The organism is Microbacterium sp. NPDC056234 (assembly GCF_042267585.1).
Classification (GTDB): domain Bacteria; phylum Actinomycetota; class Actinomycetes; order Actinomycetales; family Microbacteriaceae; genus Microbacterium.
Genome location: NZ_JBHJTE010000003.1, coordinates 1 through 24,248, shown reverse-complemented (window position 1 = coordinate 24,248; position 24,248 = coordinate 1). Strand labels below are relative to the sequence as shown.

The window sequence follows — 24,248 nt, the reverse complement described above, 5'->3', positions numbered from 1 at the left end:
GAGGTCAGGCGTAGACATCGATGCCGCCGTCGGGCGATGCCGTGTGGAAGGGGGTGGGGATGGCGTCCTGCGCGGTCGCGATGCCGTCGGTCAGCTCCGCCTGCGCGGGAGAGGCGCCGCGGCCTCCTGGCGTCCCCGTTCCCTGTGCGCCGGCTCCGGCGTTCTGACCGGTGGATCCGCTGCTCGTGGCGCCGTCCTGGCCGGCGAGGGACAGCGACGACGACGGCATCGCCGCGGCGAGGTCCCGACGCAGGTCCGTGAGAATCGATCGCAGGGCCTCGCGCCCGGCATCCGTCGCCGACACGAGCTCCATGTGCACAGCGCCGGCGGCCAGGTGCGCACGGATCGTGACGGGCCCGAGGTTCTCGGGTGAGACCGTCAGGGTGATGGTGTGCTCGCCTTCCGGGGCCCGGGCGAGGGAGATGATCGGGGCGGACACCTGCGGGTGCAGTGCCGCGCGCAGCTGGCCGGTGACCGCCGACGCGGAGACCGGGGCGAGCGCGGGTCCGACGGGTTCGACGGTCGCCGCCGGGGCGGCGTGCGTCACGGACGTCGTCGAGAGATCCGCCGTCACCGGTCGCGGGACGGTTGCGTGCTCGGATGCGGAGAACGGCGGTCGTGGCGGCTCCGACGCGCTTGCCGGTGGAATTCCGGCATTCGGGTTCGCAGGCGGTGCCTCGACCGAGGCGGGTGCCGGAGCGGGGTCCGGGAGGTCGGACGCCGGGACGTCGACTGCGGCGGAGGGCGCGGCGATCGGCGCCGCGACGGATGCCGCGGTGGCGGCTCCTCGGACCCCGGCGATCGTCGTGGTCGCCGCGTCCGAACGGACCGGAGCAACGGATTCCGCGGCGGGTACTCCGGCGGCTGCGAGACGCGATGCGCCATCGGCCGAGGCTGCGCCCGTCGGCGTCGGCGTCGGCGCCGGCGTTGGCATCAGTGTCGGCATCGGTGTCGGTGTGGTCGTCCCGGCTCCGCGCTCAGCCACGGCCGCATCGATCGCCGCGATCGATGCGGTGCGGGTCGAAGACGACTGCTCCGACGGAGCTTCCGCAGGCAGAGCCTGCTCTGCGGTCGGCAGGCTGCCGGTCGACGGGTTGTCGACAGGCGGCTCGGTCACGCGGCCGACGAGCGCCGGCGCGGGGGACAGGACGGCGGCGTCGGGGTGATCGGCGATGGCCGGGCGACCGGTGAGCGGATCGCTCTCATCCGTCGCGTCATCCGAGATTCCGACACCGTTCGGGGAGGCCGGCGGGTCGCAGGGCGGCGTCGCAGTCGGCCCGGTGCCCTCGGCCAGGGTCTGGCGCAGAGCTTCGGCGAACGCGCCGGCCCGCATACCGGCCGTGGGGCCGGCGGGCGCGCCCGCGGAGGAGGGGGCGGCGACTCCGGTGAGCAGCCCGAGCATCGTCATGTCGCGTCATCCCTTCGCGTCCGTCCGGCGATCTCGTCGATCTCGTTCTGCTCGGCTTTCAGAAATGCGGCCTGCTCGCGCAGCGCATGTGCATCGGCGAGGCGGTCGAGCGCACGGATCTCGCGCCGCGCCTCACGGTGCGCTTCGCGGGCTTCGTCGACGGCCTCGGCCTGCAGCTGCGCGAGCGATTCGAATTCACTCAGCTGCCGGCGCGCGGCGACACGGGCAGCGGCGATCGCCGCCAGCGTGCGAACATCGACGGCTTCGGATCCGGCGGCGTCGAGGGCGGCGCGCGCGTGCCGTTCCCTCGCATCGGACTGCTCCGCGTCGATGACCGCTCTGGAGAGGCGCTGCGCGGCGGCGCGCTCCTGGATGCCGCGCACACGCATGAGTCCGGACAGCGAGAATCCCCGGCTCACGCGATGTCTCCGAACGCGGCCACGATGCTGTCGAGTCGTCGCCAGGACTCGTCGTAGCCGCTCGTCTCGTCCAGGTCCTGTGTCAGGAACGCGGAGATCGCCCGCTCGTGCTCCAGTGCGGCGTCCACGCGCGGATTCGCCCCCGCGTGGTATGCCCCGATGTCGATGAGGTCATCGGCGTCGCGACGGGCGGCCAGCACCGCACGCAGCCTCATCGCCTGCTGCCGCTGTGCGGCTGACGTGACCTTTCCCGCGACGCGTGAGACCGACGAGAGCACATCGATCGCGGGGTGGTGACCCGACACGGCCAGACGCCGGTCGAGGACGACGTGACCGTCGAGGATCGACCGGGCCGCGTCGGCGATCGGCTCGTTGTGGTCGTCGCCGTCCACGAGCACCGTGTAGATGCCGGTCACCGAGCCGCCGTGAGCGGTTCCCGCGCGTTCGAGCAACCGGGCGAGAGTCGAGAACGTCGACGGCGGGTACCCGCGTGTGGCCGGCGGCTCTCCCGCGGAGAGCCCGATCTCGCGCTGAGCCATGGCCACGCGCGTCAGCGAGTCCATCATCAGCACCGCATGCGCTCCGTCGTCGCGGAAGGACTCGGCGATACGAGTCGCGGTGATGGCGGCACGCAGCCGCACGATCGCCGGCTGGTCCGAGGTCGACACGATCACCACCGACCGTTCCAGCCCTGCCGCGCCGAGGTCGTCCTCCAGGAACTCTCGCACCTCGCGGCCACGCTCCCCGATGAGGGCGATCACCGCGGCATCAGCCTGCATGCCGCGGGCGATCATCGACAGCAGCGAGGATTTTCCGACCCCCGAGCCGGCGAACAGGCCGATGCGCTGGCCGCGGCCGACGGTCGTGAGCGTGTCGAGGACGCGGATACCCATCGGCAGAGGGTCGGTGATGCGGTCGCGATCCACGGGCGACGGTGCGGCGTTGGTCGCGCTCACCCTGGGCGCGCGGATCGGCCCCTTGCCGTCGATCGGCCGGCCCAGTCCGTCCAGGACCCGGCCGAGCAGGCCCGATCCGGTGGGTACCAGCGGCGCACCGCCGCGTCGCCGTACCGGTGCGTCCAGCACCAGTCCGTCGACGGGTGCCAGCGGCATGCAGCGGGCACCGCCGTGGTCCAGGGCGACGACCTCGGCCTCCACGACATCGCCGAGCTGCACCACGTCTCCGACCGCGCATCTTACGCCGCGCACCTGCACACTGAGGCCGCGCACCTGGGAGATGCGCCCTACCCGTTCCGGCCCCGCCGCCTCCAGCGCACTCGCCCAGGTGCTCATGGGACGTCCTCCCGCAGCGTGCGGCGGACGCGATCGAATGCTCCGCCGACACGGGCATCGATGACGCCGTCGGGCACGGCGAGGACCGCATCACCGGGGGAGAGCTCGTCGTCGGCGCGCACGGGGATACCGGATGGCTGCAGCCCTGAGGTCTCGAGAACCGCGACGTCCGCGGGGTGCAGACGGATCTCCAGAACCTCCGGATCGCCGACCGCGCTCATCGCGCGATGCAGCGCCACGGTCGCCGCTCGGCCCGCATCGGTCAGTTCGCCGGCGATGATCAGCTCGGCCAGCTCGACCGCGTGCTCCAGGATCCGCTGCTCATCGAGCGCCGCCATCTCGTCGATGCGGGCGACGAAGCGGGCGGCGGCGAGATCGACTGCGGCTACCGCCCGCCCGAGCGCTGCTTCGGCCTCGGCCGCCTGAACGCTCTGTTCGGAAGCCCGTCGCCGTGCTGCCTCCTCGACGGCCACGGTGGCGATGCGGAAGCCCTCGGCATGGCCCGCCGCATACCCGCGCAGGCGAGCCTGTTCGCGCTCGCGTTCGGAGCCCTGGCCGAGAAGGCGGGGGAATACGGACTCCGCGAAGGCGTCAGTAGACATACTCGTCCTCGTCGCTGCGCTGGACGGTGATGTCGCCTGATGCCTCGAGGGCGCGGATGAGGCGCACGATCTCGGCGCGCGCCTCTTCGACCTGCGACATGCGCACCGGTCCGATCGCCACGGCCTCCTCGGCGAGGTTCTCGCGATTGCGCTCGGAGATGTTCCGGCTGATCACCTCCAGGATGGGCTGATGCGCCCCCTTCAGGGCGATGGCCAGTGACCGGATGTCGATTCCGCGCAGGACGCGCTGGGCGTCCCGGTCTTCGAGCTTGACGATGTCGGCGAAGGTGAACATCCGCGCGCGGATGTCTTCCGCCAGCGCGCTGTCGCGGTCCTCGATACTGGCGAGCAGCGCCTTCTCTATGGCCGCATCCGAACGGTTGATGATCTCCACGAGCGGCTGGACGCCGCCGAGGGCGTCGGGGCTGTCCTTGCTGGAGAAGACGCCAGTGCGCGCCTTGAGCGCCTCGGCGACGATCGTGATCGCCTCCTGCGTCGCCGTTCCCATCGTGGCGATGGCGTGTGCGACGTCGGTGCGTGCGGCATCCGGAAGGGTCGCGAGGACCGCGGCGGCCTGGTCCACCGGCAGATGAGCGAGCACCAGAGCGACCGTCTGCGGGAGCTCGCCGTCCAGCAGCGTCGCCAGCTGAGCGGGCTCGGCCGTTCCGAGGAAGTCGAACGCCGAGTTCGACAGGGTCGCGTTGACGCGGCCCAGCACGGCGGCCGCGCGCTCGGTTCCGAACGACGCCTGCAGCAGGCCCTCGGCGACGTCGCGCCCGCCGCGCGCCGGGGGAAGATGTCCAGACGCGACCTTCTGGAAGTCGGCGAGCGCGCGTGCCGTGGTCGCCGCGTCGAGATTCTGCAGGCCGATGATCTCGGCAGCGACGGCTTCGGCCTCCGCCTCCGACAGATGCTTCATCACCTCGATCGCGTGTGCGCGGTCGAGGTTCATGAGGACGATCGCAGCCGTCTGGGGACCCGTGAGACCCGTCATACCGCGGCCTTGTCTTCGAGGAAGCTGCGCACCAGCTCGGCGGTGCGCTGCGGATCGTGGCGGGTCAGGGCATCCAGCTCGGCGCGGCGGCGCTCGAGGCTGACCTGCGCCGGTTCGGAAGCGAGCTCCTGCTCGAGATCGGGATCGGGCTCGGGCGGGGTGAACTCGAGCGCGGCCGTCGGAGTCTGCTGCTCCAGCTGCGCTGTCTGGAACGGGTCGCCCGAGGGGGGCAGCGCGGAGAGCTGCGGCGGGCGCTCTCCGAAGAGCGCGTCGAACTCGTCCTGCTTCTTGGTGCGTCGCCTGGTCCTGATGAGGTAGGCGATGACGGCCGCGAGCAGTGGAAGGGCGATCGCGGCGGCGATGATCAACGCGGTCAGCAGCGACGTCATCCGCTCCGCGTCAGCGGCTTCCCTCGCCGCCTGGAGAGCCGCCTGTGCCGCGTCGGCGTCGGTCTGGTTGAAGGCGACGAACTCGACCGACAGCCCGTCGCCGCGTTCGTCGTCGATCCCCGCCGCTGCGGCGACGAGATCTTCGAGCTGCGCGATGCTGATCTCCGCCGCAGCATCCGCATCGACCGCGACCGACACGGACTGCCGTGTGATCGACCCTGGCGGCGTCGTGGTCGACTCCACGACCTTGTTCACGACATTGTTCGTCGTCTGCTCGGTCGACTCGTACGTGCCGTCGCCCGCGCCGCCGGGGACGGCGATGTTGTCCGGGCCGAGCACTCCCGCCTCCGTCTCGCCGCCGTTGCTCGTCTCGGTCCTGGTCTGCTCCGACAGCGGCGGTGCGCCTTCCGCCGGAGTGAAGGTCTCCTCGAGACGCTCGTTGACGGAGCTGTCGATCTCGGCCGCGACCGAGACCTTCGAGTTCCCGGCTCCGACGACGGCGTCCAGCATCTGCTGCACGGCGGACGCGACGCGCAGCTCATGCGCGCCGGACTGCTGGTCGGCTCCGCCCACGGTGCCGGCTCCGACGGCGGACAGGGTCTTGCCCGTCTGATCGATCACCGCGACGTTCTCGGCTTTCAAGCCCGAGACGGATGCCGAGGTGAGGTGCACGATGGCCTCGACCTGGTCGGTGGTCACCGAACTGCGGGCATCGGTCTCGACGAACACCGACGCCGTCGGATCGATCGTCTCCGAGACGAAGACGGTCTCCTCGGGGATCGCGAGCTGGACCGAGGCGGCCGTCACGCCGTCCACAGCGGCGATGGTCGCGGCGAGTTCGCCCTCGATCGCGCGCTTGTACGTGACGGACTGCTGGAACTCCGACGACGTCACGCCCATCTCGTCCAGCAGCGTGTAGCCGCCGGAACTGGCGCTGGGGATGCCGGCCGCGGCGGCCGTGAGGCGCTGGTCGTACACATCGGCCTCGGGCACGAGCACGGTGGATCCGCCTTCGGTGAGCTCGTAGGAGACCCCGGACGAACGAAGCTGCTCGACGACGCTGTTGGCGTCGGACGCGCTCAACCCCGAGAACAGCGGTGTCATGTTGGGCTTGCTCAGCCAGCCGAACAGGGCGATGGCGCCGAGGAGCACCGCGGCGATCCCGATGATGGCGAACGTCCGCTGGGCGAGTGTGAAGCCGGCGACGGCGCGGCCCATGCGCTGGAAGACGTTCGTGACGGCGGTGGGCATCAGGCCTGCATCCGCATGATCTCGTTGAAGGCGTCGACGCCCTTGTTGCGCACCGCGGCGACGAGCTCGAGGGTGACGGCGGCGCGGGTGGAGGCGATCATCGCCGCGTGGATGTCCTCGAGATCTCCCGTGACGGCGGCGACTTTCAGAGCGTCCGACTCCTTCTGCAGGCCCTGCAGCTCGTCGATCGCGGACGTCATGCTGGTGGCGAACCGTGAACCGCCCTCTGCGCTCTCGGGAGCATTCGAGACGACGCCGCCGGGGGCGACGGAAGTGACGGCGGAGAGCGCGGACTCGATCCCCTCGACACCGGTGATCGCCATCAGCTGCGTCCGATCTGGAGAGCCGCCTCGTATGTGCCGCGCGCGCGGTCGATGACGGCAGCACTGGCCTCGTACCCTCGCTGGGCGAGGATCAACTGGCTCATCTGATCGCCGAGGTCGATGTCCGGGTAGCGCACGAAGCCCTCGGCATCGGCGAGTGGATGATTCGGCTGGTAGGCGAGTCTGCCCTCCCCGTCCCCGAGTACCGTGCCGGCCACGTACACGCCGGGCGACACGTCGCTGTTCTGCACGAGAACGTAGCGCTCGCGGAACGCGGCCCCGTCGGTCGCGGACACCGTGTTGATGTTCGCGATGTTGTCGCTGAGGGCATCGAGCCATTTGCGGTGGACCGTCAGGCCGGTGCCGGCGATTCCGATCGCGTCGAAGGTCATGATGCCGTCCGCATCGCCGCGCGTACGGAGGAGAACGAGCCGTTGATCGCCTGAGTCGCGAATTGGTAGCGCAGCATCGTGTCGATGCTGGACAGCGTCTCGGTGTCGAGATTGACGTTGTTGCCGTCCAGGCGCGTCGGCTCGAGCGATTCTGCCGTCGTCGCCGTGGCCCGGCCGTCGCCGGCCGCGACCGATTCGGCCAGTGCCTGTTCGAACAGCACACGCTTCGCGTGATAGTCCGGGGTGTTGATGTTGGCGATGTTGTCGGCGATGGCGCGCTGCCGCAGCGACAGTCCGTCCAGCGCGCTGGAGAGCGCCGTCATGGTCAAAGAGTCGAACACGAGCTCGGTTCCCGTCGGTGGCGAAGTGGCCGATCCCTGGCCGCATCTGTCGAGCGATCCCTGCTCGGAATGCTCTATCGGACAGCGGCGCCGATCCGTAAGCGGCCGCTCACGCCCGGATGTCGAGGTAGGCCGATCCGTCGCGAGACACCGGGATGCGGTCGAGCGCATCCCGGTGCCCGCGGAGTTCGATCAGGGTCGCGCGCGCGACGTCAGCCTGCTGCCGCTGGCGAGCGACCAGTCGGCGGGCACGGTCCGCGAGCTCGGCGGGCAGCGGGGTCGCAGGGCGCTCCCACGGCTCGATCGAACCATGGTCGGAGCCGTCGCAGGCGGCGGCGAGCGTCTGCAGATCCTGTTCCCAGCGGTCGAGCAGGGCGGACCAGGCAGCCTCGCTCATGCGGAGGCGGAGGCGGCGGCGAGACGGGACGCGGCCTCGTGCCAGGCGTCGCACAGCGGTGCGACGAGTTTTCGACACTCGTGAGCGCTCTCCGCATCACGGCCGATGTTCGCCGCGATGAGCGTGCGGTTCAGGAAGGCGTAGATGTCGCGGAGCCCCTGGCTCCCCGACCACTCGTCCGTGAGCGTCGCAGAGAGTTCGGCGACGATGGCCTGGGCGTGCTGGAGATGACCGTTCGCCGCCGTCCAGTCCTCGGCGCGCAGAGCCGCCTCGCCGCGATCGATATCCAGTAGAAGCCGGTGGTACAGCATCGTGACGAGACGCTGGGGTGTGGCCGAGAGCACGGCCTCCTCCTGGTAGCGCTGCTGGGCGCGGGCCGCGGCGTTCATCTTCAGGCTCCCGATTTCGACGACGGCGACAGGCTCGCGAGCTGCGAGCTCAGGTAGTCCGATTGGGACTGCATCTGGGACAGCATGGTCTCCAGCCGGGCGTAGGTCCGCTCCAGGGTGGCCCGCCGCTGTTCGAGGCGGACGTCCCATCGCTCGATCTGGTCGCCGAGCGTTGCGACCTCGCTCTCCTGGCCGAGTATCCGGGCCGTCAGCAGTCCGTCGTACCGATCCGAGTAGGTCTGGGACGTGTCCTGCACGCGCGTGGCGATCGCGGAGACCATTCCGTGGACCGCCTCCGGATCCTTCGCGAGAGCTGCCGCGAACTTCTCCTCGTCGAACGCGAGTGCGCCGTAGCGATCGATCGTGATCCCGATGGTCGACGGCGAGGTTCCGTCGATCGGATGCTGCACGGCGTCGGCAAGCGCCTGACGCAGCGCACGAACGGTGCTGTCGCCGGTGAACACCCCCAAGGTGGTTGCTTCGCCCGTTGCGCTGCCCACGGTCGCCTTCGAGCCGTTGTCGATCCGCGTGAGGATCCCGGCGAGCAGCGAGACGAAGTCAGCGGCGGCCTTCGTGCGTCCTTCGGTGTCGGTTTCGACACGGACGGACACCGGGTCCGCGGATGCTCGAGAGACCGTGACGTCCACGCCGGTGAACAGCTCGGTGAAGGTGTTCGTCGTGCTGGTGATCACCTGCTCGGCCGCCGTCCCGGCCCAGAGTCGGATTCGGGCGTCCGTACCCGTGGCGATGACGGCGCCGCCTGGTTCGGCGGCGAGATCGACGGCGGCGCCGGACGTCACGGCTGCGGCGTCTCCGCGGAGCACCCGGAAGGCGCCGGCCGCCCCGGTATCGGTCGCCGTGAACTGGAGGCGCTGCAGGGGGTTGCCGTCGGCGTCGAGACCAGCCGAGACGGCCACGGCGGAGATCCCTGCATTCGCCTGGGTGATGGCGCGTGCGATGTCGGCCGCGCTGTTCGAGGATGCCGTGATCTCGGTGAGCTCGCCGTCGGCGTTCTCGATCGTGAGGACGGCAGGGGCATCGGGCCACTGCGCGAAGGCGGGAGTCACGATCGAATGTCGACTGGCGAGCCGGTCGACGACGAGGTCCGTGGCGAGGGGGGATGCCTCAGGTCGCGCGGTGACCGTGATGACGTCCGACGAGGACGTCGCGCGCATCGCACCGAGCGCTGATCCGGTCGCGGCAGCCTTCGCACGGGTGGCGAGATCCTGGATCGAGCCGTTGAGCGTCTGCAGCTGCGAGATGATGAGGCCCTTGTCGTCCGACTTGGCCTTGAGCAGCGCCCGCGGGATGGCGTGCACGTCCATCAGGGCATCGATGAGCGCGGTGGTGTCCAGACCCGAGACGAGCCCGTCGAGCGAGAGTGCCATGGCGACCTTTCGGATCAGGAGTCAGACGGTGCCGGGGCGTCTGAGCGCCCCGGCACCGGGCTGGATCAACGCAGGAGCTGCAGCACGCCCTGGTTGACCTGGTTCGCCTGGGCCAGCATGGCCGTCCCCGCCTGCGACAGGATGTTCGCAGCCGTGAACTTGACCATCTCGGACGCCATGTCGGTGTCGCGGATCCGGCTCTCGGCCGCCGCGAGGTTCTCCGACGACACGTGGAGCGAGTTGATCGTCGACTCGAAGCGGTTCTGCACCGCACCGAGACCCGCGCGAGCTTCCGAGACGCTCGTGATCTGCGTGTCGATCGTCGCGATCGCCGCGAGACGAGCAGCCACTGCGGCGTCCGCGTCGGCCGCGCCGGCCTGCTCGAGGTCGAGGCCGTTGATCGCCGCGGCGACGGCTGTGATGTCGGCGCCGGTCAGGTCCACCACGATCTGGTCGTTGGCTGCCGTCGCGCCGGCGCCGACCTGGAAGGTGAGCTTGCCCATGCCATCACCGGCCGCCGCACCCGTCAGCAGGTCGATGCCGTTGAAGTTGGTGCTCGTCGCGATGCGGCCCAGCTCCTCGCCGAGGGCTGCGACCTCGGTCTGGATCGCGGTGCGCGACTCGGCGTTGTTCGAGTCCGAACCGGCCTGGACGGCGAGGTCGCGGACCCGCTGCAGGATCGAGTGGACCTCGGTCAGGGCGCCTTCTGCGGTCTGGATGACCGAGATGCCGTCCTGGGCGTTTCGTGCGGCGACGTTCAGGCCGTTGACCTGCGAACGCAGGCCCTCGGAGATCGCGAGGCCGGCGGCGTCGTCCGCTGCGCGGTTGATGCGCAGGCCGCTGGAGAGCTTCTCCAGCGACTTGGACAGGTCGTTCTGCGTGTTGGACAGGTTGCGGTAGGCGTTGAGCGCCGACACGTTGGTGTTGATCTGCATACCCATGGTGTTCTCCTCCGTGACTGGGTCGAGCAGGAGCCCGTCCGTGGGCTCCGATCTCACCTATCGGCACGGGACAGGGCCGCGTTAGACGCGGCCCTGATCAGAGCATGGCCGGTACCGCGTCGGGTGCGACCGCGGCGAACACGCGCGCAAAGCGCGGGCCGCCGATCTCGGCGATGCGGCTGTAGTAGCCCTCGCGCACCGATGCGGAGACCCGGGCGACGGGTTCGGGTGCGGTGTCGGTGTCCTCGGCGAAGTACCGGGCCAGGGCGTCACGCAGCATCCGAACCGCCTCGGCGCGCTGCTGCGAGACGGCGGAATGGGAGACACCGAGTTCCTCGGCGATCTCCTTCACGGGACGCTCTTCGAAGTAGACCGCGAACACGATCCGGCGCATCCGATCCGGAAGCGCTGCGACCGCGTACTCGAGGACGCGACGCCGCTCGCCGAGGGCCGCGGATTCCTCCGGCAGAAGGAGATCCGTGGCGAGATCGGCGGCGGCCGGATCCTCCAGTGTGGTCACCGTGCGTGCCGCGTCGGTGAGTGCGCCGGATACGGCATCCTCACCGACGCCCATCGCCGTGGCGATCTCGGAGACCGTCGGGATGCGCCCGAGCGAGGCGGCGAGTGCGTCCCGGACGGTCACGGTCTCCTTGATGCGGGTGCGCGTGCCGCGCGACGCCCAGTCCATCGAACGCATCTCGTCGGCGAAGGCTCCGAGGATGCGGCGTCGCGCATAGGCGCCGAAGGGGACACCCAGCGTCGGGTCGAAGGCGTCGGCCGCCGTGACGAGAGCGAGCGCTCCGACGGCGGCGAGTTCTTCGCGGGGGATGTGTGTGGCTCTGGCATGTGTTTCGGATGCGAGGTAGCCGACAAGGGGGAGATTGTCTTCAACCAGGCGGTTGCGTTGGGCGCGCGGTGGCACGGGGGGACTTCCACCTCTCTGGAATTCCGACCGGGGGATCGGGAAAGATGCGGGCAGATGCACATATCATGAGGATCACGATCTGTCCATGGGGAGAACTACCCATCACCAGTCCACATAGTAACCATAGGGTGACGATGGCCGACAGTGATTCATGGATTCTTGATCGAGAGTCGAAGTGGGGATTGGGGAACCATGGGAGCCAATGAGCTGTCGATGCAGCTGTGGCGCGAGCGCGAGCTGCTGGAGATGCTGTTGTTCAAACTGGACGAGCAGCAACTGCTGCTCGCGGCGGGCAAAGCGCGGTGGATCCACCTCGCTGCGCGTGAGATCGAGCAGGTGCTCGATCGTCTTCGCGCGACGGGCATGGCTCGGGTGGTCGAGTCCGACATCGTGGCGTCGGAATGGGGAGCAGCCGAAGGAGCAACGCTCCGGGAACTCATCGCGCTTGCGCCGCAGGAGACCTGGCGCGACCTGTTCGAGGATCATCTTCGTGCGCTGACCCGTCTCACCGGCGAGATCGGTCAGCTGCGCGACGCGAACGATCAGCAGCTGCGCGCCGCCTTGCGTGCGACGCAGGAGACGATCGCGGATCTCTCCGGTGACACCGGTGAGTACACCACCACGGGCGACCGCGCCCGCAACGATGCAGCGCGCATCATCGACACCGAGATGTGATCGAAGGAAGAATGTCGACTTTCAGTGGGTTGAACACCGCAGCCAGTGCGCTCACGGCAGCCAGGCGCGGTATGGACGTCGTCGGTCAGAACCTGGCCAACGAACGGACTGAGGGCTACACGCGTCAGCGCGTGACGCAGTCGGCGGTCGCCGCGGTGGCGCAGTCCGGCCGTTTCTCGACCGGGGTGGTGCCCGGCGGCGGGGTCGCCGTCACCGGAATCGCCAGGCTCGGCGATGCGCTTCTGGACGCCAGGGTTCGCGATTCCCTCGCCGCCTCAGGCTTCTGGTCGACGCGCGCCGTCATCGGCGCCACCGCGGAGGCCGCTCTCGCCGAGCCCACCGAGAACGGACTCGCCGCAGGGCTGTCGCAGTTCTGGGCCGGCTGGCAGGATCTCGCGAACACCCCGGACTCGGGCGCGGCCGCCGCTGTCGTGCTCCAGTCCGCCGCGCAGCTGACCGGCCAGATCGCCGAGGGATACCGCACCGTCGCGGGCACCTGGACGGATGCCAGGGCGACGGCAGAGCGCACGGTGACCCAGGTCAATGCGAGTGCCGATCAGATCGCCTCGCTCAACCGCGCGATCCGTGATGCCCAAGCATCCGGGCGGTCGGCGAACGAATTGATCGATCAGCGTTCGGTTCTCGCCCAGAAAGTCGCGCGCGCGGCGGGCGGTGTCGCGACGGTCGAGCCCGACGGCACGATGACGGTGCGCGTCGACGGCAACGCACTGGTCTCGGGGACCACCGCCAGGCATCTCGAGATCGACGGGCCGCGCGGCATCGACGCAGGCGGACGGATGTCGGTCACCTGGGCGGGCAGCGGCGCCTCGGTGGCCATCACGGGCGGGGAACTCGGCGGGACGCTGTCCGTCCTCGCGCCTGCCGACGAGGGCGGAACACTGGCACAGCTGGCTGCGGCCTACAACGCCGTCGCGGAGTCGCTTGCGAGCGCCCTGAACAGCCAGCACCGGGCCGGTGTCACCTCGGCCGGGACGGCGGGTGGGGACTTCTTCGCCCTGTCGGGCACCGGGCCCGCGGCACTGGGCATCAGCGTCGCAGTGACCTCGGCATCCGACCTGGCGCTCGCCGCGCCTGGCGCGGGGACCTGGGACTCGACCAATGCCGACGCGATCTCGCAGATCGGCGGGCGAGACGGCTCACCGGACGCGATCTGGGTCGATCAGGTCACGCGATCGGGGGTCGCGGTGGCGGCGGATGCGCAGCGCGCGCGCCTGGCCGACGCGTCCGCTGTGTCCGCCGTGGCGGCGCAGCAGTCCGTCGCCGCTGTCGAAGGCGACGAGGAGACGATCAACCTGCTCACCTACCAGACCGCGTATCAGGCGGCTGCTCGCGTCATGACCGCGGTCGACGAGGCGCTCGACGTCCTGATCAACCGCACGGGCGTCGTGGGACGCTGACCGGAGGACCCCTCATGATCTCCCGCGTGACCTCATCCACGATGACGCAGACCAGCCTGCGTCATCTGCAGGCGAATCTTTCCGAGCTGGCTCGACTCCAGGAGCAGGCGTCGTCGCAGCGTGCGTTCGCGAGCGTGTCGGATGATCCGGCAGCCGCGGCGACGGCACTGGGCCTGCATGCCGCGCAGCGCCGCGGCGACCAGTACGCGCGCAACATCGACGATGCGCTGGCCTGGGTGACCACGGCAGATACCGCCCTCACCTCGGCGGGAGCCCTGCTCAACAGGGTCCGAGACCTCACGGTGCAGGGAGCCAATGACGGTGCGCTCGATCCCATCGCCAAGGAGGCGATCGCGGTCGAGCTGGAGGGGATCCGCGACGAGCTGCTCGCGGTGGCGAACACGACCTTCCTCGGCCGTTCGATCTTCGCCGGCACATCGGACGCCGCGGCGTTCGACGCGACCTACGCGCACTCGGGCATCGCAGGCTCCGAGGTCGTCCGCAGGATTTCGGACGGCGGGTCGGTACGGGTGGACGTGGACGGCGCCGAAGCCTTCGGCACCGGGGCGGCATCCGCGTTCGCACTGGTCGACTCGGTCATCGCCGACCTGCGATCCGGCACGAACGCGGGCGGGCGACTCGCGGAGATCGACGAGCGTCTCACGGCCATGCGCGGCGCGCAGGCCGCGGTCGGAAGCCGTCAGGCGCAGGTCGAACGCGCCAAGGAAGTCGCCGTGCACAGCGCGGTGTCGTTGGAGGCTCGGAGGGCCGCTGTGGAGGACGTGGATTCGGTCGAAGTGCTCGTGCAGCTGCAGGCTCAGGAGCTCGTCTATCGCTCGGCGCTGTCCGTGACCGCTCGGGTGCTGCAGCCCTCGCTGATGGACTTCCTGGCATGAGCGTCGCGCTGAGCTTCATCGCAGCACCGCCGGGCCTGGCGCCGCACACCAGCTTCGCGCTCACCGCGATCGCCGACGCGGAAGGGCTGTTCTCGTTGAGAGCCGTCGAGGATCCGGATCTGCGGCTGTACGTGCTCGATCCGGGGACGGTGATCGCAGACTATGCGCCGCTGCTGAACGACGGCCAGGTCGCCGAGCTCGGACTGACATCGCCCGAGGACGCGATGCTTCTGGTCATCGCGCATCCTGGCTCCGAGGGCGTGAGCGTCAACCTGCTCGCTCCGGTCGTCGTGAACCGCACGACGGGCCGAGCGGCGCAGATCATCCTGGACGGCCAGGGTTTCGATGTGCGCACCCCGCTGAGGTGATCGCGAGGAAGTAGCCTGGGAAGCGTGATCCTCGCTGTCGACACCTCGTTGGGCTCGGCCGTCGCCATCGTCGACGGCGACGGAGCGCGCCTCTCGGATGCCTCCAGTCCCGACCCGCTCGGCCATGCCGAGGTCATCGGCGATCTGCTGGTGCGAGCGGTCCACGACGCAGGCCCCGGCCGCATCGACCACGTCGTCGCGGGTATGGGGCCAGGACCCTTCACCGGACTGCGCATCGGCATCGCCACGGCGCGCACGTTCGCGCTCGGACGCGGTGTCGACGTCATCCCCGTTCCGAGCCACTTCGCGCCAGCGCTCACCGAGCTGGAGCGGGATGCCGTGGCCGGCCGCTTCGCGATCGTGACCGATGCCCGTCGCCGGGAGGTCGCGATCACGGTGTTCGAGGGGCTCGATGCCGACGGCATCCCGACGGTCGTCGCCGACACGGTCCTCGTGCCGCGGGTGGATGCCGAGACGCACCTCGACGGCATCCGATCCATCGAGACGACCGTGCTGGATGCTGCCGCCCTCGCCGGTGTCGGCCTGCGCGCGGCCCGTGCCGGACGAACCCTCGCCGGCCAGGAGCCGCTCTACCTGCGCCAGCCGGACGTCACGCTGCCCGGCGCGCCGAAGAAGGTCGGCTCATGATCCGCCGCGCGACGTCGGACGATCTCGACGCGATCATGGCGATCGAGAACGCGTCCTTCCCGACCGATGCGTGGAGCACCGAGACGATGACGGCCGAGCTCGCCGGGGAGTACAGTCACTACCTCGTCGACGAGCAGGACGGACTCGTCGTCGGCTATGCGGGGCTGCGCTCGGTGCGCGGCGCGTCGGATGCCGACATCCAGACGATCGCCCTGCTCGAGACGCACCGCGGTGCAGGACGAGGGCGCGCTCTTCTCGCGGCGCTGTTGGCCGAAGCAGCCAGCAGGGGCAACCGCGAGGTGTTCCTCGAGGTCCGAGCCGACAATCCGGGTGCCGAGGGGCTCTATCTCTCCGAGGGCTTCACCGAGCTCGGGCGCCGGCCGCGCTACTACCAGCCGGACGGCGTCGACGCGATCGTGATGCGCCTGGATCTCGGCGCGCAGCATGCGCGGCAACCGAACGGGAGGACATCGCGCGAACCGGAGGATCCGAACGGTCCGATCGCGCCGTCGGATCGTGCGGCCTCCTCCGGATCGGGCGACACGCAGGCGGCGAAGGAGTCCACGGCATGAGCGAGCCCCTTGTCCTCGGGATCGAGACGAGCTGCGACGAGACCGGTATCGGCATCGTCCGCGGCCGTACCCTGCTGTCGAACACGATCGCCTCGAGCATGGATGCGCATGCGCGCTACGGCGGCGTCGTGCCCGAGGTCGCGGCACGAGCGCACCTCGAGGCGCTGCAGCCGTCGATCGAGGCGGCGCTCGCCGAGGCGCAGGTGCGCCTGGAAGACCTGGATGCCGTTGCGGTCACCTCAGGCCCAGGACTCGCCGGCGCGCTCATGGTCGGAGTCGGCGCGGCGAAGGGCCTCGCGGTCTCGCTCGACAAGCCCCTGTACGCCGTCAATCACCTCGTCGGGCACATCGCCGCCGACATCCTGACCCCGGATGCCGAGCCGCTGGAGTATCCGACGATCGCGCTGCTCGTGTCCGGCGGCCACACGTCGCTGCTGCACGTGCGCGATCTGACCACGGACGTCGAACTGCTTGGCGAGACGATGGACGACGCAGCGGGCGAGGCCTTCGACAAGGTCGCGCGTCTGCTGGCGCTCCCGTATCCCGGCGGACCGGAGATCGATCGGGCGGCCGTGGACGGCGACCCGAAGGCGATCCGCTTCCCGCGGGGGCTGTCCCGAGCATCCGATATGGCGAAGCATCGGTACGACTTCTCGTTCTCCGGGTTGAAGACCGCGGTGGCAAGGTGGGTGGAGCGCTGCGAGGCGGAGGGGACTCCGGTTCCCGTGGCGGATGTCGCGGCGAGCTTCCGCGAAGCGGTCGTCGACGTGCTCGTGACGAAGGCGCTCGCCGCCTGTCAGGATCTGGGCGTGCCGCGTCTGCTGCTCGGCGGAGGCGTCATCGCCAATCGACGCCTGCGCGAGGTCGCACTGGAGCGCGCGGAGGCCGCCGATGTCACCGTGCGCATCCCGCCGCTGTCGCTGTGCACGGACAACGGCGCCATGGTCGCGGCCCTCGCCGCCGAGCTGATCTCGTCCGGCCGCCGCCCCTCCACCCTCGCGTTCGGAGCGGATTCGACCCTGCCGGTGACCGAGATCCAGGTCGCCGAGCGCGCGGAGGTCGCGGCGTGAGCGGGCAGTCGGGAGAACCGCGCCTGGAGGGCGCCGGCCCCGACGTCGAGAAACCCGCCGGTGCCGCACGGCTGCCAGGGGCGCGGCGCGAGGGGTACACGAAGCTGCCGACCGGCCCGGTGGGCATCGAGCCGGTCGTGGTCAGCGGCCCGGATCCGGATGCCGTCGGATCCTGGGCGCCGAGCATCACCGAGCCGATCGAGCAGGACAACTCGCGACTCGCCCCATGGGCGCTGCTGGCTGCGATCGTCGCGCTGGTCGCTTCGTTCTTCGTCGGCTGGGGAATTCCCGTCGCCATCGTCGCGGTGGTCGCCGCGATCATGTCCTTGCGGCGGCCCTTGGAGAGCAAGGCCGTCGCGGTCTGGGCGCTCGTCCTGGGGGGCATCGCAACTCTGTACAGCGCCGGCTGGCTGATCTGGGCGGCGATGCAGCCGGGAATCTTCGGGTAGTCGGATGCTGTCGCCGGGGGAGGCCGCAGAGGACGGCGAGGTCACAGGAGCCGCGTATCTGACGATCACCGAGACCATCGGCGGCATGACCGATGTCGACGTCGATGTCGAACGCGGCGCGATCGTGGATGGCGCGGCAGGCGACGCCGGCTGACGGGGGACCGATGATGACGGACAGCATTGACGACGGCGAGCTGCGGGACCTGCGCGCCAAGGCGTACGGTCCGGGCGGCGAGCTCACGGATGCCGAGGCCCGGCGTCTCGACGAGTTGCAGGGGTCGGCGCGCCGGGCCGCCGCTGAGAGCTCGGTGACGGCCGCGGCAGAACCCGTTCCGGATCGCCACGGCGATGGCATCCCCCCGCAGCCGGTGGATGCCGCTGAGGTCCGGACGCCGGACGGCGAGCCCGGAACCGAGCCGGAATCAGGTGTCGCCGGGCCCGACGCTCGGCCGCAGCCCGCCGGGCTCCGCGGCCTCCTGAAGCGCCGGTGGTTTCCGGTTGCGGCCGTCGGCGTCGCGCTGCTGGTCGGGGTCGGGATCGGGTTCGTCGCGTTCGGCCAGGACATCGTGCGTTCGATCGCCCTGTCGCTCTCGGTCGGGGCCGAGCAGGTGGAGCTGGAGGCCGATGGGGATTACGATCCGGGATCGATCACGCCGATCGGACAGTCGCACGGGGTGACGATCTGGCATGCGACACGACAGGACGGAGAGGACCGGTGCGTCGTCCTCACGATCGGCGACCGGGTCGAGCGGACATGCATCCCGAGCTCGCAGTTCGGTGAGCAGGGTGCCGGCCTGTACGCCTCGATGAATCTGCCTGCCGACGATGCCGGCGACGCGAGCGGGCTCAACGTGAGCGTGGGTCAGGACATCGGCGGCGACCTCGTGGTGATCGCGAACGTCTGGACACCGGAGATGTGGGATTGGCGGTCGCAGTACACCGAGGACGAGCTCGCGATCATCGATCGGATCGAACGGGCGACGGGCATCGGCGGTGAAGGCCTGCAGATCGTCGGATACGACGACGACCGGCCCATCTGGTTGGAGTACACCGGTACGGGGAAATGCGTCATCGTCGCGGTGGTGGACGGCGTCGAGCGCGCCTGCACTCAGCACGCGGACGAGGACGTGACTCTGGAGATCGCGGACGCGGACCGCGGCGTCGCGCGCTATCACGTGGCGATTTCGAGCTCGCGGGGGCCGACGCTCACGATCGAGCGGGTGCCGGCGCAGGGGATCGATGTCTCGATCGACGACACGACGGAAGACGTCGAGCCGTGACGGAAGCGGAGGCCGCAGAACTCGATGAGCTGCGGGCGAAGGCGTACGGGCCGAATGGTGCACTGACGGATGCCCAGGCGCAGCGGCTGCAGGAACTGCAGGACGCGGCACGAGGGTTCTCTCCGGCCGGTGGTCTCCCGGAGGACACCGACCCGGGACGGGAGGCGCTCGAAGCCGGTGATGCCGGCGCAGCCGAATCAGCCGAGACCGGGCACCGTCAGGCCGCGTCCGACGTCGTCGCGACGGCGCGGCGTCGGCTGCGCAGCCGGCTCGTCCCCGTCGCGGTCGTCGCGCTCGCGGTCCTCGTCGGGGTCGGCGCCGGCTGGGCGCTGGCGGCCGGAACGCGGGCGTCCTCGATCGAGCTGACCGCCCAGCAGCAGGACTGGCAGGATTCGATCGCTGCGACGGGCGACTACGACGACGGCTCGCTCAGGGCACTCGCGGTCGATGCCGGTACGCAGATCGGCGGCGACGTGAGTCCCGTCGCCTGGGCTGCGACGAGGGAGCACGGCGCGGAGCGGTGCCTCATCGTCGGCGACGAGGCAGGCAGCGCAGCGACCTGCGCGACGGAATACGTCGCCCGGAGAGACTCGATGGCCGTGTCCTATCCGCGCGCCGACGACGAGAGCGGCCATGTCACGATCACGACGGCCCTGGCGATCGTGACACCGGACGGCGAAATGGCCGGTCGATTGACGACCCACTGGCTCATCCGCGAGGAGGTGGGGCGCGTATCCGAGGATGTCGTCGCGCGGGACTCCGCTGTGATCGCGAAGAACTTCGCTGCGGACGCTCTGGAGATGATCGGAGCGTTCGAGGCCTACCCGGTCTGGCTCGCGTCGGTCGCCGGTGGACAGAGCTGCCTCATCTACATCGGCGAGATCGGTATCCCTCTCGAGACGTGCGCTCCGACCCGCGGCCTGGCGGATCAGCCGTTGAGGCTCAGCATCATTTCGCACGATGCGGGCGAGCCCGATGGGGCGGGGGAGCAGACCACGTTCGAGCTCACCTTCACGGATGAGATGTCGTCGCGCCAGCTCCTGATCACCCGGACGCCGGAGGATGAGATCCAGCCGGTCGGCTGATCCGCGTCACACGCGGTCGGCCAGCACCGCCATCCGCTGGGTGCCGATGCGCGCGAGCAGCAGTGTCGCGCTCTGGGACCCGCTCAGCTTCAGCTTCCTGCGGAAGGCCGCAGGGTCGATGTCCATACCGCGCTTCTTGATCTCCAGCGTTCCGATGTCGGCACGGCGCAGCGCGGCGTTGATCGCCTTGATGTTCACGGGCATCGACTCGCGCACCCGGAAAGACTGCACGAACGGACTCGTCACCGCGGCATCGCCGGTCAGGTAGGCGATGTGCTCGTCCAGCATCCCGGCGTCCAGGCTCCGGGCGACGTCCCCGATCAGGCGGGCGCGGATCACCGCGCCGTCCGGCTCGTGCACGAAGGCGCCGAGCGGACGGACCTCGGCGTCCTCGGCATCCGCACCGGCGGTCAGTTCGTGCGACTCGTCGCCGCGGATGACGAGCGCGGCGCGGCGGACGCCGTCGCGCGCGAGCGCGCCGCTCCAGAGCACGAGCTCGACCACGCTGCCGTCCGCGCTGACCCATTGCGCCTCGGCATCCTCGGGGAGAGCCTCGCGATCGTGTCCTGGGCCGAGCTTGATTCCGGTCGGGATGCGGGCGGCGACGTCGAAGGCCCAATCGAGTGACGGGGAGTAGCCGGATGCCGTGACGCGCCGCGTCTCGCGGTGGCCCGAGGTGCGACGCGCCGGATCCATCCAGATCGCCGTGGGGCCCGCGTCCGGGCGCGCGGCGAGAACGGTGCCGAGAGCATCCTCGGCCGTGCCGTGCGACACGGAGGCATCCTCTCCGAACGCCGCCAGGTTGTATGCGGCGATCGCCGCCGTGACCTCGTCCGCGTCGACGGCGGTCACCGACAGACCCGCGCCCGCGAAAGCGAGGGCATCGCCGCCGATGCCGCAGCCCAGATCAGCGACGTGCTGGATTCCCGCGGCCCGCATCCGGCCGGCGTGCCGCGCCGCGACGCCCAATCGCGTCGCCTGCTCCAGACCCGCCTGCGTGAACAGCATCCGGTCGGCGAACGGGCCGAACTTCGCCGCGGCCTTCGTGCGCAGCCTGGCCTGACCGACGACGGCGGAGACCAGCTCGGGGGAGTGGCCGGCAGCGCGCAGTCGCGAGACGACCCTCGCGACATCGGTCGTGGAATCGATGCTCCCGACGTCGTCGAGCAGACGCAGTCCGTCCGGGGTGAGCAGGGCGGCGAGCTCGGTCATCTCCACCGGTTCAGCCTACGCGGCATGCGTTCGCCCACCGCGATACGCCTCACTGGCACTCGCATTGCGTGAGTGCCAGCCGACGTCCTACACTGGCATTAGCACTCTCGGGTTGAGAGTGCGAACGAGTCTTTCGTGTCAGCGTCAAGAAAGAAGAGGTAGACCGTGTCGGTTTCCATCAAGCCGCTCGAGGACCGCATCGTCATCAAGCAGGTCGAGGCCGAGCAGACCACCGCGAGTGGACTGGTCATCCCCGACACCGCCAAGGAGAAGCCCCAGGAGGGCGAGGTCGTGGCCGTTGGCCCCGGCCGCATCGATGACAACGGCAACCGTGTTCCGCTCGACGTCGCCGTCGGCGACCGCGTGCTCTACAGCAAGTACGGCGGCACCGAGGTGAAGTTCGGCGCAGACGAGTTCCTCGTCCTGTCGGCTCGCGACGTCCTCGCGGTCGTCGTGCGCTGATCTCAGCGACCATCGCTTCGAGGGCCCGGATGCATCACGCATCCGGGCCCTCGTGCATCCCCGGCCAGGGGTGACCCGTTTCCTGCCAACGTCACGGCCCATGGCATCCGGCGTCCGAGCCCGGTCGTAGGGTTGATCAGTGACCACGAAGACCCCGCCACGGAGCGAACAGACGACGGGCGTGATGTACGCCCTCGGCGCGTATCTGCTCTGGGGCGTCCTGCCGCTGTACTTCCTCCTGCTGGCGCCGACCGGCCCCTGGGAGATCGTCGCCTGGCGGGTGCTGTTCTCGCTCGTGTTCTGCCTCCTCCTGCTCGCGATCACGCGAGGCTGGCAGCGGATCCTGGCGATCGTCCGCCAACCGCGGCTCCTCGGTCTCACGGCCCTCGCCGGCGTGCTCATCTACGTCAATTGGCAAGCGTTCCTGATCGGCACGCTGGACGACAAGGTCGTCGAGACGGCGCTGGGCTACTTCATCAATCCGATCACCACCGTGCTGCTGGGCGTCTTCATCCTGCACGAGCGCATGCGCCGGCTGCAGTGGGTCGCCGTGGGCATCGCGGCTCTCGCCGTGATCGTGATCATCGTCGCCTACGGCTCGGTTCCGTGGATCGCACTCACCCTCACGCTCTCGTTCGGCTTCTACGGGCTCATCAAGAAGAAGATCGGACCGTCGGTGGATGCCGTCAGCGGACTGACCCTCGAATCCTTCTGGCTCGTCCCCATCGCCGTCATCCAGCTCGTCGCGGTCGGGATGACCACGGGCATCACGATCGGCAACCACGGGGTCTGGCACACGGTGCTGCTGTGCTTCGCCGGTGTCGCCACGGCCGTGCCGCTCCTGTTGTTCGCATCCGGCGCTCGACGCATCAACCTCACCGTCATCGGGATGATCCAGTTCATCACCCCGATCATGCAGTTCCTCATCGGCGTCGTCATCCTCCACGAGCCGATGCCGACCGAGCGCTGGATCGGATTCATCCTGGTCTGGGTGGCCGTCGCAGTGTTCGTCGTCGACCTCATCCTCGCTGCACGACGCCACCGGCGCGTCCCATCCGCGGAGCTGATCTGACCGCGCCGGTGGCGCCGTCACCAACGCGAAACAAGATCGTTAGCGCACCGATACCTGCCGGTATCGGGCCCGGTCGTAGGGTTAGACCACCCGAACGTGGTACCGCCACGTCCGCTGTTGTCGAAGGAGCAATATGAACGGTTTGCAGGGTTCGCGCCCCAAGCTGCTGGCAGGAATCGCACTGCTGGGAGCCACGGCGCTGGTCATCGCGGGGTGCAGCACGCCCACGCCCGCACCCGAGTCGTCCGAAGCGGCGAACGAGCGGCCCGAGAACGTAGATCTGTCGCTGACGCTGGGCTCGCTCCTGCCCGCGACGGGAACGCTGGCCTTCCTCGGCGCCCCCATGGAGGCGGGCGTCCAGCTCGCCGTCGCTCAGATCAACGAGGCGGACGCCGGCATCCAGGTCGAGCTGGTCAGTGAAGACGAGGGCGACCTCGACAACAAGGCCTACGAGACCTCGATCACCAACCTCCAGAGCGCCGGAATCAACGCCATGGTCGGTGCCGCATCCTCGAGCGTGACGAAGCTGATCCTGGACGGCAACGCCGGCGCAGGCATCCTCACCGTCTCGCCGTCGAACACGTCGCCGGACTTCTCCGGCATCAACGACCTGTACTTCCGCACCGCGCCGAGCGACCTGCTCCAGGGCGAGGTGCTGGGCAACCAGATCGCCGAGGACGGGCACAAGACGCTCGGCATCATCTACCAGAACGACCCGTACGGCACCGGTCTGTTCGAGGCCATCAAGTCGACGTTCGAGGGCACCGGTGGCGAGGTCGTCGCCGACGCTTCCTACAACCAGGGCGATGGCCAGTTCAACGCGCAGGTGCAGACGATCGCGGCCGAGAAGCCGGATGCCGTGGCCGTCGTCTCCTACGACCAGTTCGCGACCATCGCGCCGCTGCTGGGCAACGCGGGCATCGACACCGGTTCGCTGTACCTGGTCGATGGCAACCTCAAGGACTGGCCGGATCTTCCCGTCAGCCTCGAGGGCTCGAAGGGCACCCGTGCCGGCGCCGAGCTGCCGGACGACTTCATCGACCAGCTGAACGAGGTCTGGACCGCCGGTGGCAACGAGCCCATCGACGCGCTGACCTACTCGGCTGAGGCGTACGACGCAGCGACGCTCATCGCGCTGTCGGCTCTGTACGCCGTCTCGGTCGAAGGCGCCGACATCGCAGGCGCGATGCGCACGGTGTCCGGCGGTGAAGGCGAGGGCGAGGAGTGCACGAGCTTCGCCGACTGCGCCGAGATCATCAACGCCGGCGGAACGCCCGACTACAACGGATACTCCGGCGACGTCACGTTCGATGAGAACAACGACCCGGCAGGAGCCGCGATCGGTGTCTACGAGTACGACGCGGAGAACGTGCAGACCCGCCTGAAGTAGATCGCACGCGAAAGGGCTCCGGATGCTTCTGCATCCGGAGCCCTTTCGCGTGCCGGGGGTGTGGCGGGGGAGGGGGGGCGCATGTGGTGGGCGCGCGGGGGGGGGGGGCCCCACCCCCCCCCCGCGCGGCGCCCCGCCCAACGCGGCGGGGGTGCCCCGGGGGGCGCGGGTGAGGCCGCATACGCAGGGGGGGTTGTACA

General features: G+C 69.7%; 29 protein-coding genes. 14 read left to right on the top strand and 15 right to left on the bottom strand.

Annotated elements, in window-relative coordinates:
* Window positions 1-4: 4 nt before the first annotated feature.
* The 14 genes from ACFCYE_RS09525 to ACFCYE_RS09460 form a co-directional block, all read right to left on the bottom strand.
* Window positions 5-1,408, bottom strand: a complete 1,404-nt coding sequence (locus tag ACFCYE_RS09525) for a flagellar hook-length control protein FliK (protein WP_376178223.1) — start codon at window positions 1,406-1,408, stop codon at window positions 5-7.
* Entirely contained in the window at window positions 1,405-1,827 is a 423-nt protein-coding gene (locus tag ACFCYE_RS09520) for a hypothetical protein (protein WP_376178221.1), read from the bottom strand. Before ACFCYE_RS09520 ends, ACFCYE_RS09525 begins: the two co-directional genes overlap by 4 nt.
* Complete coding sequence (locus ACFCYE_RS09515) at window positions 1,824-3,119, bottom strand: FliI/YscN family ATPase (RefSeq protein WP_376178219.1); 1,296 nt, start codon at window positions 3,117-3,119, stop codon at window positions 1,824-1,826. Before ACFCYE_RS09515 ends, ACFCYE_RS09520 begins: the two co-directional genes overlap by 4 nt.
* Window positions 3,116-3,721 carry a FliH/SctL family protein gene (locus ACFCYE_RS09510; RefSeq protein WP_376178218.1) on the bottom strand — a complete coding sequence of 202 codons (606 nt, stop codon included), beginning with the start codon at window positions 3,719-3,721 and terminating at the stop codon, window positions 3,116-3,118. The genes ACFCYE_RS09515 and ACFCYE_RS09510 overlap by 4 nt, the downstream gene beginning before the upstream one ends.
* Entirely contained in the window at window positions 3,711-4,715 is a 1,005-nt protein-coding gene (gene fliG, locus ACFCYE_RS09505) for a flagellar motor switch protein FliG (RefSeq protein ID WP_376178217.1), read from the bottom strand. The genes ACFCYE_RS09510 and fliG overlap by 11 nt, the downstream gene beginning before the upstream one ends.
* The gene (gene fliF / locus ACFCYE_RS09500; RefSeq protein ID WP_376178216.1) at window positions 4,712-6,355 is read right to left on the bottom strand and encodes a flagellar basal-body MS-ring/collar protein FliF; all 1,644 of its coding nucleotides are present in this window, start codon (window positions 6,353-6,355) and stop codon (window positions 4,712-4,714) included. Before fliF ends, fliG begins: the two co-directional genes overlap by 4 nt.
* On the bottom strand, window positions 6,355-6,678 hold the full coding sequence (fliE, locus tag ACFCYE_RS09495; RefSeq protein ID WP_376178215.1) for a flagellar hook-basal body complex protein FliE: 324 nt from the start codon (window positions 6,676-6,678) through the stop codon (window positions 6,355-6,357). The genes fliF and fliE overlap by 1 nt, the downstream gene beginning before the upstream one ends.
* Complete coding sequence (locus ACFCYE_RS09490; RefSeq protein ID WP_376178213.1) at window positions 6,678-7,070, bottom strand: flagellar basal body rod protein FlgC; 393 nt, start codon at window positions 7,068-7,070, stop codon at window positions 6,678-6,680. The genes fliE and ACFCYE_RS09490 overlap by 1 nt, the downstream gene beginning before the upstream one ends.
* Entirely contained in the window at window positions 7,067-7,411 is a 345-nt protein-coding gene (locus ACFCYE_RS09485) for a flagellar basal body rod protein FlgB (RefSeq protein ID WP_376178212.1), read from the bottom strand. The genes ACFCYE_RS09490 and ACFCYE_RS09485 overlap by 4 nt, the downstream gene beginning before the upstream one ends.
* A 109-nt stretch (window positions 7,412-7,520) precedes the next feature.
* Window positions 7,521-7,808 carry a hypothetical protein gene (locus ACFCYE_RS09480; protein ID WP_376178210.1) on the bottom strand — a complete coding sequence of 96 codons (288 nt, stop codon included), beginning with the start codon at window positions 7,806-7,808 and terminating at the stop codon, window positions 7,521-7,523.
* Window positions 7,805-8,197, bottom strand: a complete 393-nt coding sequence (gene fliS / locus ACFCYE_RS09475) for a flagellar export chaperone FliS (protein ID WP_376178209.1) — start codon at window positions 8,195-8,197, stop codon at window positions 7,805-7,807. The genes ACFCYE_RS09480 and fliS overlap by 4 nt, the downstream gene beginning before the upstream one ends.
* A 2-nt stretch (window positions 8,198-8,199) precedes the next feature.
* Window positions 8,200-9,585, bottom strand: coding sequence for a flagellar filament capping protein FliD (fliD, locus tag ACFCYE_RS09470; protein WP_376178208.1), 1,386 nt, complete (start codon window positions 9,583-9,585; stop codon window positions 8,200-8,202).
* A gap of 65 nt (window positions 9,586-9,650) precedes the next feature.
* On the bottom strand, window positions 9,651-10,526 hold the full coding sequence (locus ACFCYE_RS09465; protein ID WP_376178206.1) for a flagellin: 876 nt from the start codon (window positions 10,524-10,526) through the stop codon (window positions 9,651-9,653).
* Window positions 10,527-10,623: 97 nt separating this feature from the next.
* Window positions 10,624-11,448, bottom strand: a complete 825-nt coding sequence (locus ACFCYE_RS09460) for a sigma-70 family RNA polymerase sigma factor (protein WP_376178204.1) — start codon at window positions 11,446-11,448, stop codon at window positions 10,624-10,626.
* Window positions 11,449-11,643: 195 nt separating this feature from the next.
* Here ACFCYE_RS09460 and flgN point away from each other — a divergent pair, with 195 nt between their 5' ends.
* From flgN to ACFCYE_RS09405, 11 genes are read left to right on the top strand one after another with little or no spacing between them, the layout of a single operon-like run.
* Window positions 11,644-12,126: a flagellar export chaperone FlgN gene (gene flgN / locus ACFCYE_RS09455; RefSeq protein ID WP_376178202.1), complete on the top strand. Its 483-nt coding sequence runs from the start codon at window positions 11,644-11,646 to the stop codon at window positions 12,124-12,126.
* An 11-nt stretch (window positions 12,127-12,137) separates the two neighbouring features.
* Window positions 12,138-13,544 (top strand): flagellar hook-associated protein FlgK, encoded by a 1,407-nt coding sequence (flgK, locus tag ACFCYE_RS09450; RefSeq protein WP_376178201.1) that lies wholly within the window; start codon window positions 12,138-12,140, stop codon window positions 13,542-13,544.
* A 26-nt stretch (window positions 13,545-13,570) separates the two neighbouring features.
* Window positions 13,571-14,440 (top strand): flagellar hook-associated protein FlgL, encoded by an 870-nt coding sequence (gene flgL / locus ACFCYE_RS09445; protein WP_376178200.1) that lies wholly within the window; start codon window positions 13,571-13,573, stop codon window positions 14,438-14,440.
* Window positions 14,437-14,808 (top strand): flagellar assembly protein FliW, encoded by a 372-nt coding sequence (fliW, locus tag ACFCYE_RS09440; RefSeq protein WP_376178199.1) that lies wholly within the window; start codon window positions 14,437-14,439, stop codon window positions 14,806-14,808. Before flgL ends, fliW begins: the two co-directional genes overlap by 4 nt.
* Window positions 14,809-14,832: 24 nt before the next feature.
* On the top strand, window positions 14,833-15,456 hold the full coding sequence (gene tsaB / locus ACFCYE_RS09435) for a tRNA (adenosine(37)-N6)-threonylcarbamoyltransferase complex dimerization subunit type 1 TsaB (protein ID WP_376178198.1): 624 nt from the start codon (window positions 14,833-14,835) through the stop codon (window positions 15,454-15,456).
* Window positions 15,453-16,028: a ribosomal protein S18-alanine N-acetyltransferase gene (gene rimI, locus ACFCYE_RS09430; RefSeq protein ID WP_376178196.1), complete on the top strand. Its 576-nt coding sequence runs from the start codon at window positions 15,453-15,455 to the stop codon at window positions 16,026-16,028. The genes tsaB and rimI overlap by 4 nt, the downstream gene beginning before the upstream one ends.
* A complete protein-coding gene (gene tsaD, locus ACFCYE_RS09425; RefSeq protein ID WP_376178194.1) occupies window positions 16,025-17,098 on the top strand; it encodes a tRNA (adenosine(37)-N6)-threonylcarbamoyltransferase complex transferase subunit TsaD in 1,074 nt (357 codons plus the stop codon). Before rimI ends, tsaD begins: the two co-directional genes overlap by 4 nt.
* A complete protein-coding gene (locus ACFCYE_RS09420) occupies window positions 17,095-17,547 on the top strand; it encodes a hypothetical protein (protein ID WP_376178193.1) in 453 nt (150 codons plus the stop codon). The genes tsaD and ACFCYE_RS09420 overlap by 4 nt, the downstream gene beginning before the upstream one ends.
* 4 nt (window positions 17,548-17,551) lie before the next feature.
* Window positions 17,552-17,701 carry a hypothetical protein gene (locus ACFCYE_RS09415; RefSeq protein ID WP_376178191.1) on the top strand — a complete coding sequence of 50 codons (150 nt, stop codon included), beginning with the start codon at window positions 17,552-17,554 and terminating at the stop codon, window positions 17,699-17,701.
* Window positions 17,702-17,714: 13 nt separating this feature from the next.
* Window positions 17,715-18,827 carry a hypothetical protein gene (locus ACFCYE_RS09410; RefSeq protein WP_376178189.1) on the top strand — a complete coding sequence of 371 codons (1,113 nt, stop codon included), beginning with the start codon at window positions 17,715-17,717 and terminating at the stop codon, window positions 18,825-18,827.
* The gene (locus ACFCYE_RS09405) at window positions 18,824-19,912 is read left to right on the top strand and encodes a hypothetical protein (RefSeq protein ID WP_376178187.1); all 1,089 of its coding nucleotides are present in this window, start codon (window positions 18,824-18,826) and stop codon (window positions 19,910-19,912) included. Before ACFCYE_RS09410 ends, ACFCYE_RS09405 begins: the two co-directional genes overlap by 4 nt.
* Window positions 19,913-19,918: 6 nt before the next feature.
* Here the strand turns inward: ACFCYE_RS09405 and ACFCYE_RS09400 are convergent, their stop codons facing one another.
* Window positions 19,919-21,130, bottom strand: coding sequence for an SAM-dependent methyltransferase (locus ACFCYE_RS09400; RefSeq protein WP_376178186.1), 1,212 nt, complete (start codon window positions 21,128-21,130; stop codon window positions 19,919-19,921).
* 159 nt (window positions 21,131-21,289) lie between these two features.
* Between ACFCYE_RS09400 and groES the strand changes: the two genes are divergently transcribed.
* The 3 genes from groES to ACFCYE_RS09385 all read left to right on the top strand — a co-directional run bounded on the left by groES (window position 21,290) and on the right by ACFCYE_RS09385 (window position 24,048).
* Window positions 21,290-21,586: a co-chaperone GroES gene (gene groES, locus ACFCYE_RS09395; protein WP_017203655.1), complete on the top strand. Its 297-nt coding sequence runs from the start codon at window positions 21,290-21,292 to the stop codon at window positions 21,584-21,586.
* A gap of 184 nt (window positions 21,587-21,770) precedes the next feature.
* Window positions 21,771-22,658 (top strand): EamA family transporter RarD, encoded by an 888-nt coding sequence (gene rarD, locus ACFCYE_RS09390; protein WP_376178984.1) that lies wholly within the window; start codon window positions 21,771-21,773, stop codon window positions 22,656-22,658.
* Window positions 22,659-22,791: 133 nt separating this feature from the next.
* Entirely contained in the window at window positions 22,792-24,048 is a 1,257-nt protein-coding gene (locus tag ACFCYE_RS09385; RefSeq protein ID WP_376178184.1) for an ABC transporter substrate-binding protein, read from the top strand.
* The last annotated feature ends 200 nt before the right edge of the window (window positions 24,049-24,248 follow it).

Bases quoted from the DNA above. Each gene is read 5' to 3' on its own strand.
- fliG (WP_376178217.1), bottom strand. From the start codon at position 4,715: ATGACGGGTCTCACGGGTCCCCAGACGGCTGCGATCGTCCTCATGAAC.
- fliS (WP_376178209.1), bottom strand. From the start codon at position 8,197: ATGAACGCCGCGGCCCGCGCCCAGCAGCGCTACCAGGAGGAGGCCGTG.
- ACFCYE_RS09410 (WP_376178189.1), top strand. From the start codon at position 17,715: ATGACGGACAGCATTGACGACGGCGAGCTGCGGGACCTGCGCGCCAAG.
- ACFCYE_RS09510 (WP_376178218.1), bottom strand. From the start codon at position 3,721: ATGTCTACTGACGCCTTCGCGGAGTCCGTATTCCCCCGCCTTCTCGGC.
- tsaD (WP_376178194.1), top strand. From the start codon at position 16,025: ATGAGCGAGCCCCTTGTCCTCGGGATCGAGACGAGCTGCGACGAGACC.
- ACFCYE_RS09465 (WP_376178206.1), bottom strand. From the start codon at position 10,526: ATGGGTATGCAGATCAACACCAACGTGTCGGCGCTCAACGCCTACCGC.
- fliD (WP_376178208.1), bottom strand. From the start codon at position 9,585: ATGGCACTCTCGCTCGACGGGCTCGTCTCGGGTCTGGACACCACCGCG.
- ACFCYE_RS09515 (WP_376178219.1), bottom strand. From the start codon at position 3,119: ATGAGCACCTGGGCGAGTGCGCTGGAGGCGGCGGGGCCGGAACGGGTA.
- ACFCYE_RS09385 (WP_376178184.1), top strand. From the start codon at position 22,792: ATGAACGGTTTGCAGGGTTCGCGCCCCAAGCTGCTGGCAGGAATCGCA.
- rarD (WP_376178984.1), top strand. From the start codon at position 21,771: ATGTACGCCCTCGGCGCGTATCTGCTCTGGGGCGTCCTGCCGCTGTAC.
- fliF (WP_376178216.1), bottom strand. From the start codon at position 6,355: ATGCCCACCGCCGTCACGAACGTCTTCCAGCGCATGGGCCGCGCCGTC.
- ACFCYE_RS09480 (WP_376178210.1), bottom strand. From the start codon at position 7,808: ATGAGCGAGGCTGCCTGGTCCGCCCTGCTCGACCGCTGGGAACAGGAT.
- ACFCYE_RS09525 (WP_376178223.1), bottom strand. From the start codon at position 1,408: ATGACGATGCTCGGGCTGCTCACCGGAGTCGCCGCCCCCTCCTCCGCG.
- rimI (WP_376178196.1), top strand. From the start codon at position 15,453: ATGATCCGCCGCGCGACGTCGGACGATCTCGACGCGATCATGGCGATC.
- fliW (WP_376178199.1), top strand. From the start codon at position 14,437: ATGAGCGTCGCGCTGAGCTTCATCGCAGCACCGCCGGGCCTGGCGCCG.
- ACFCYE_RS09415 (WP_376178191.1), top strand. From the start codon at position 17,552: ATGCTGTCGCCGGGGGAGGCCGCAGAGGACGGCGAGGTCACAGGAGCC.
- flgN (WP_376178202.1), top strand. From the start codon at position 11,644: ATGGGAGCCAATGAGCTGTCGATGCAGCTGTGGCGCGAGCGCGAGCTG.
- flgK (WP_376178201.1), top strand. From the start codon at position 12,138: ATGTCGACTTTCAGTGGGTTGAACACCGCAGCCAGTGCGCTCACGGCA.
- ACFCYE_RS09490 (WP_376178213.1), bottom strand. From the start codon at position 7,070: ATGACCTTCGACGCGATCGGAATCGCCGGCACCGGCCTGACGGTCCAC.
- fliE (WP_376178215.1), bottom strand. From the start codon at position 6,678: ATGGCGATCACCGGTGTCGAGGGGATCGAGTCCGCGCTCTCCGCCGTC.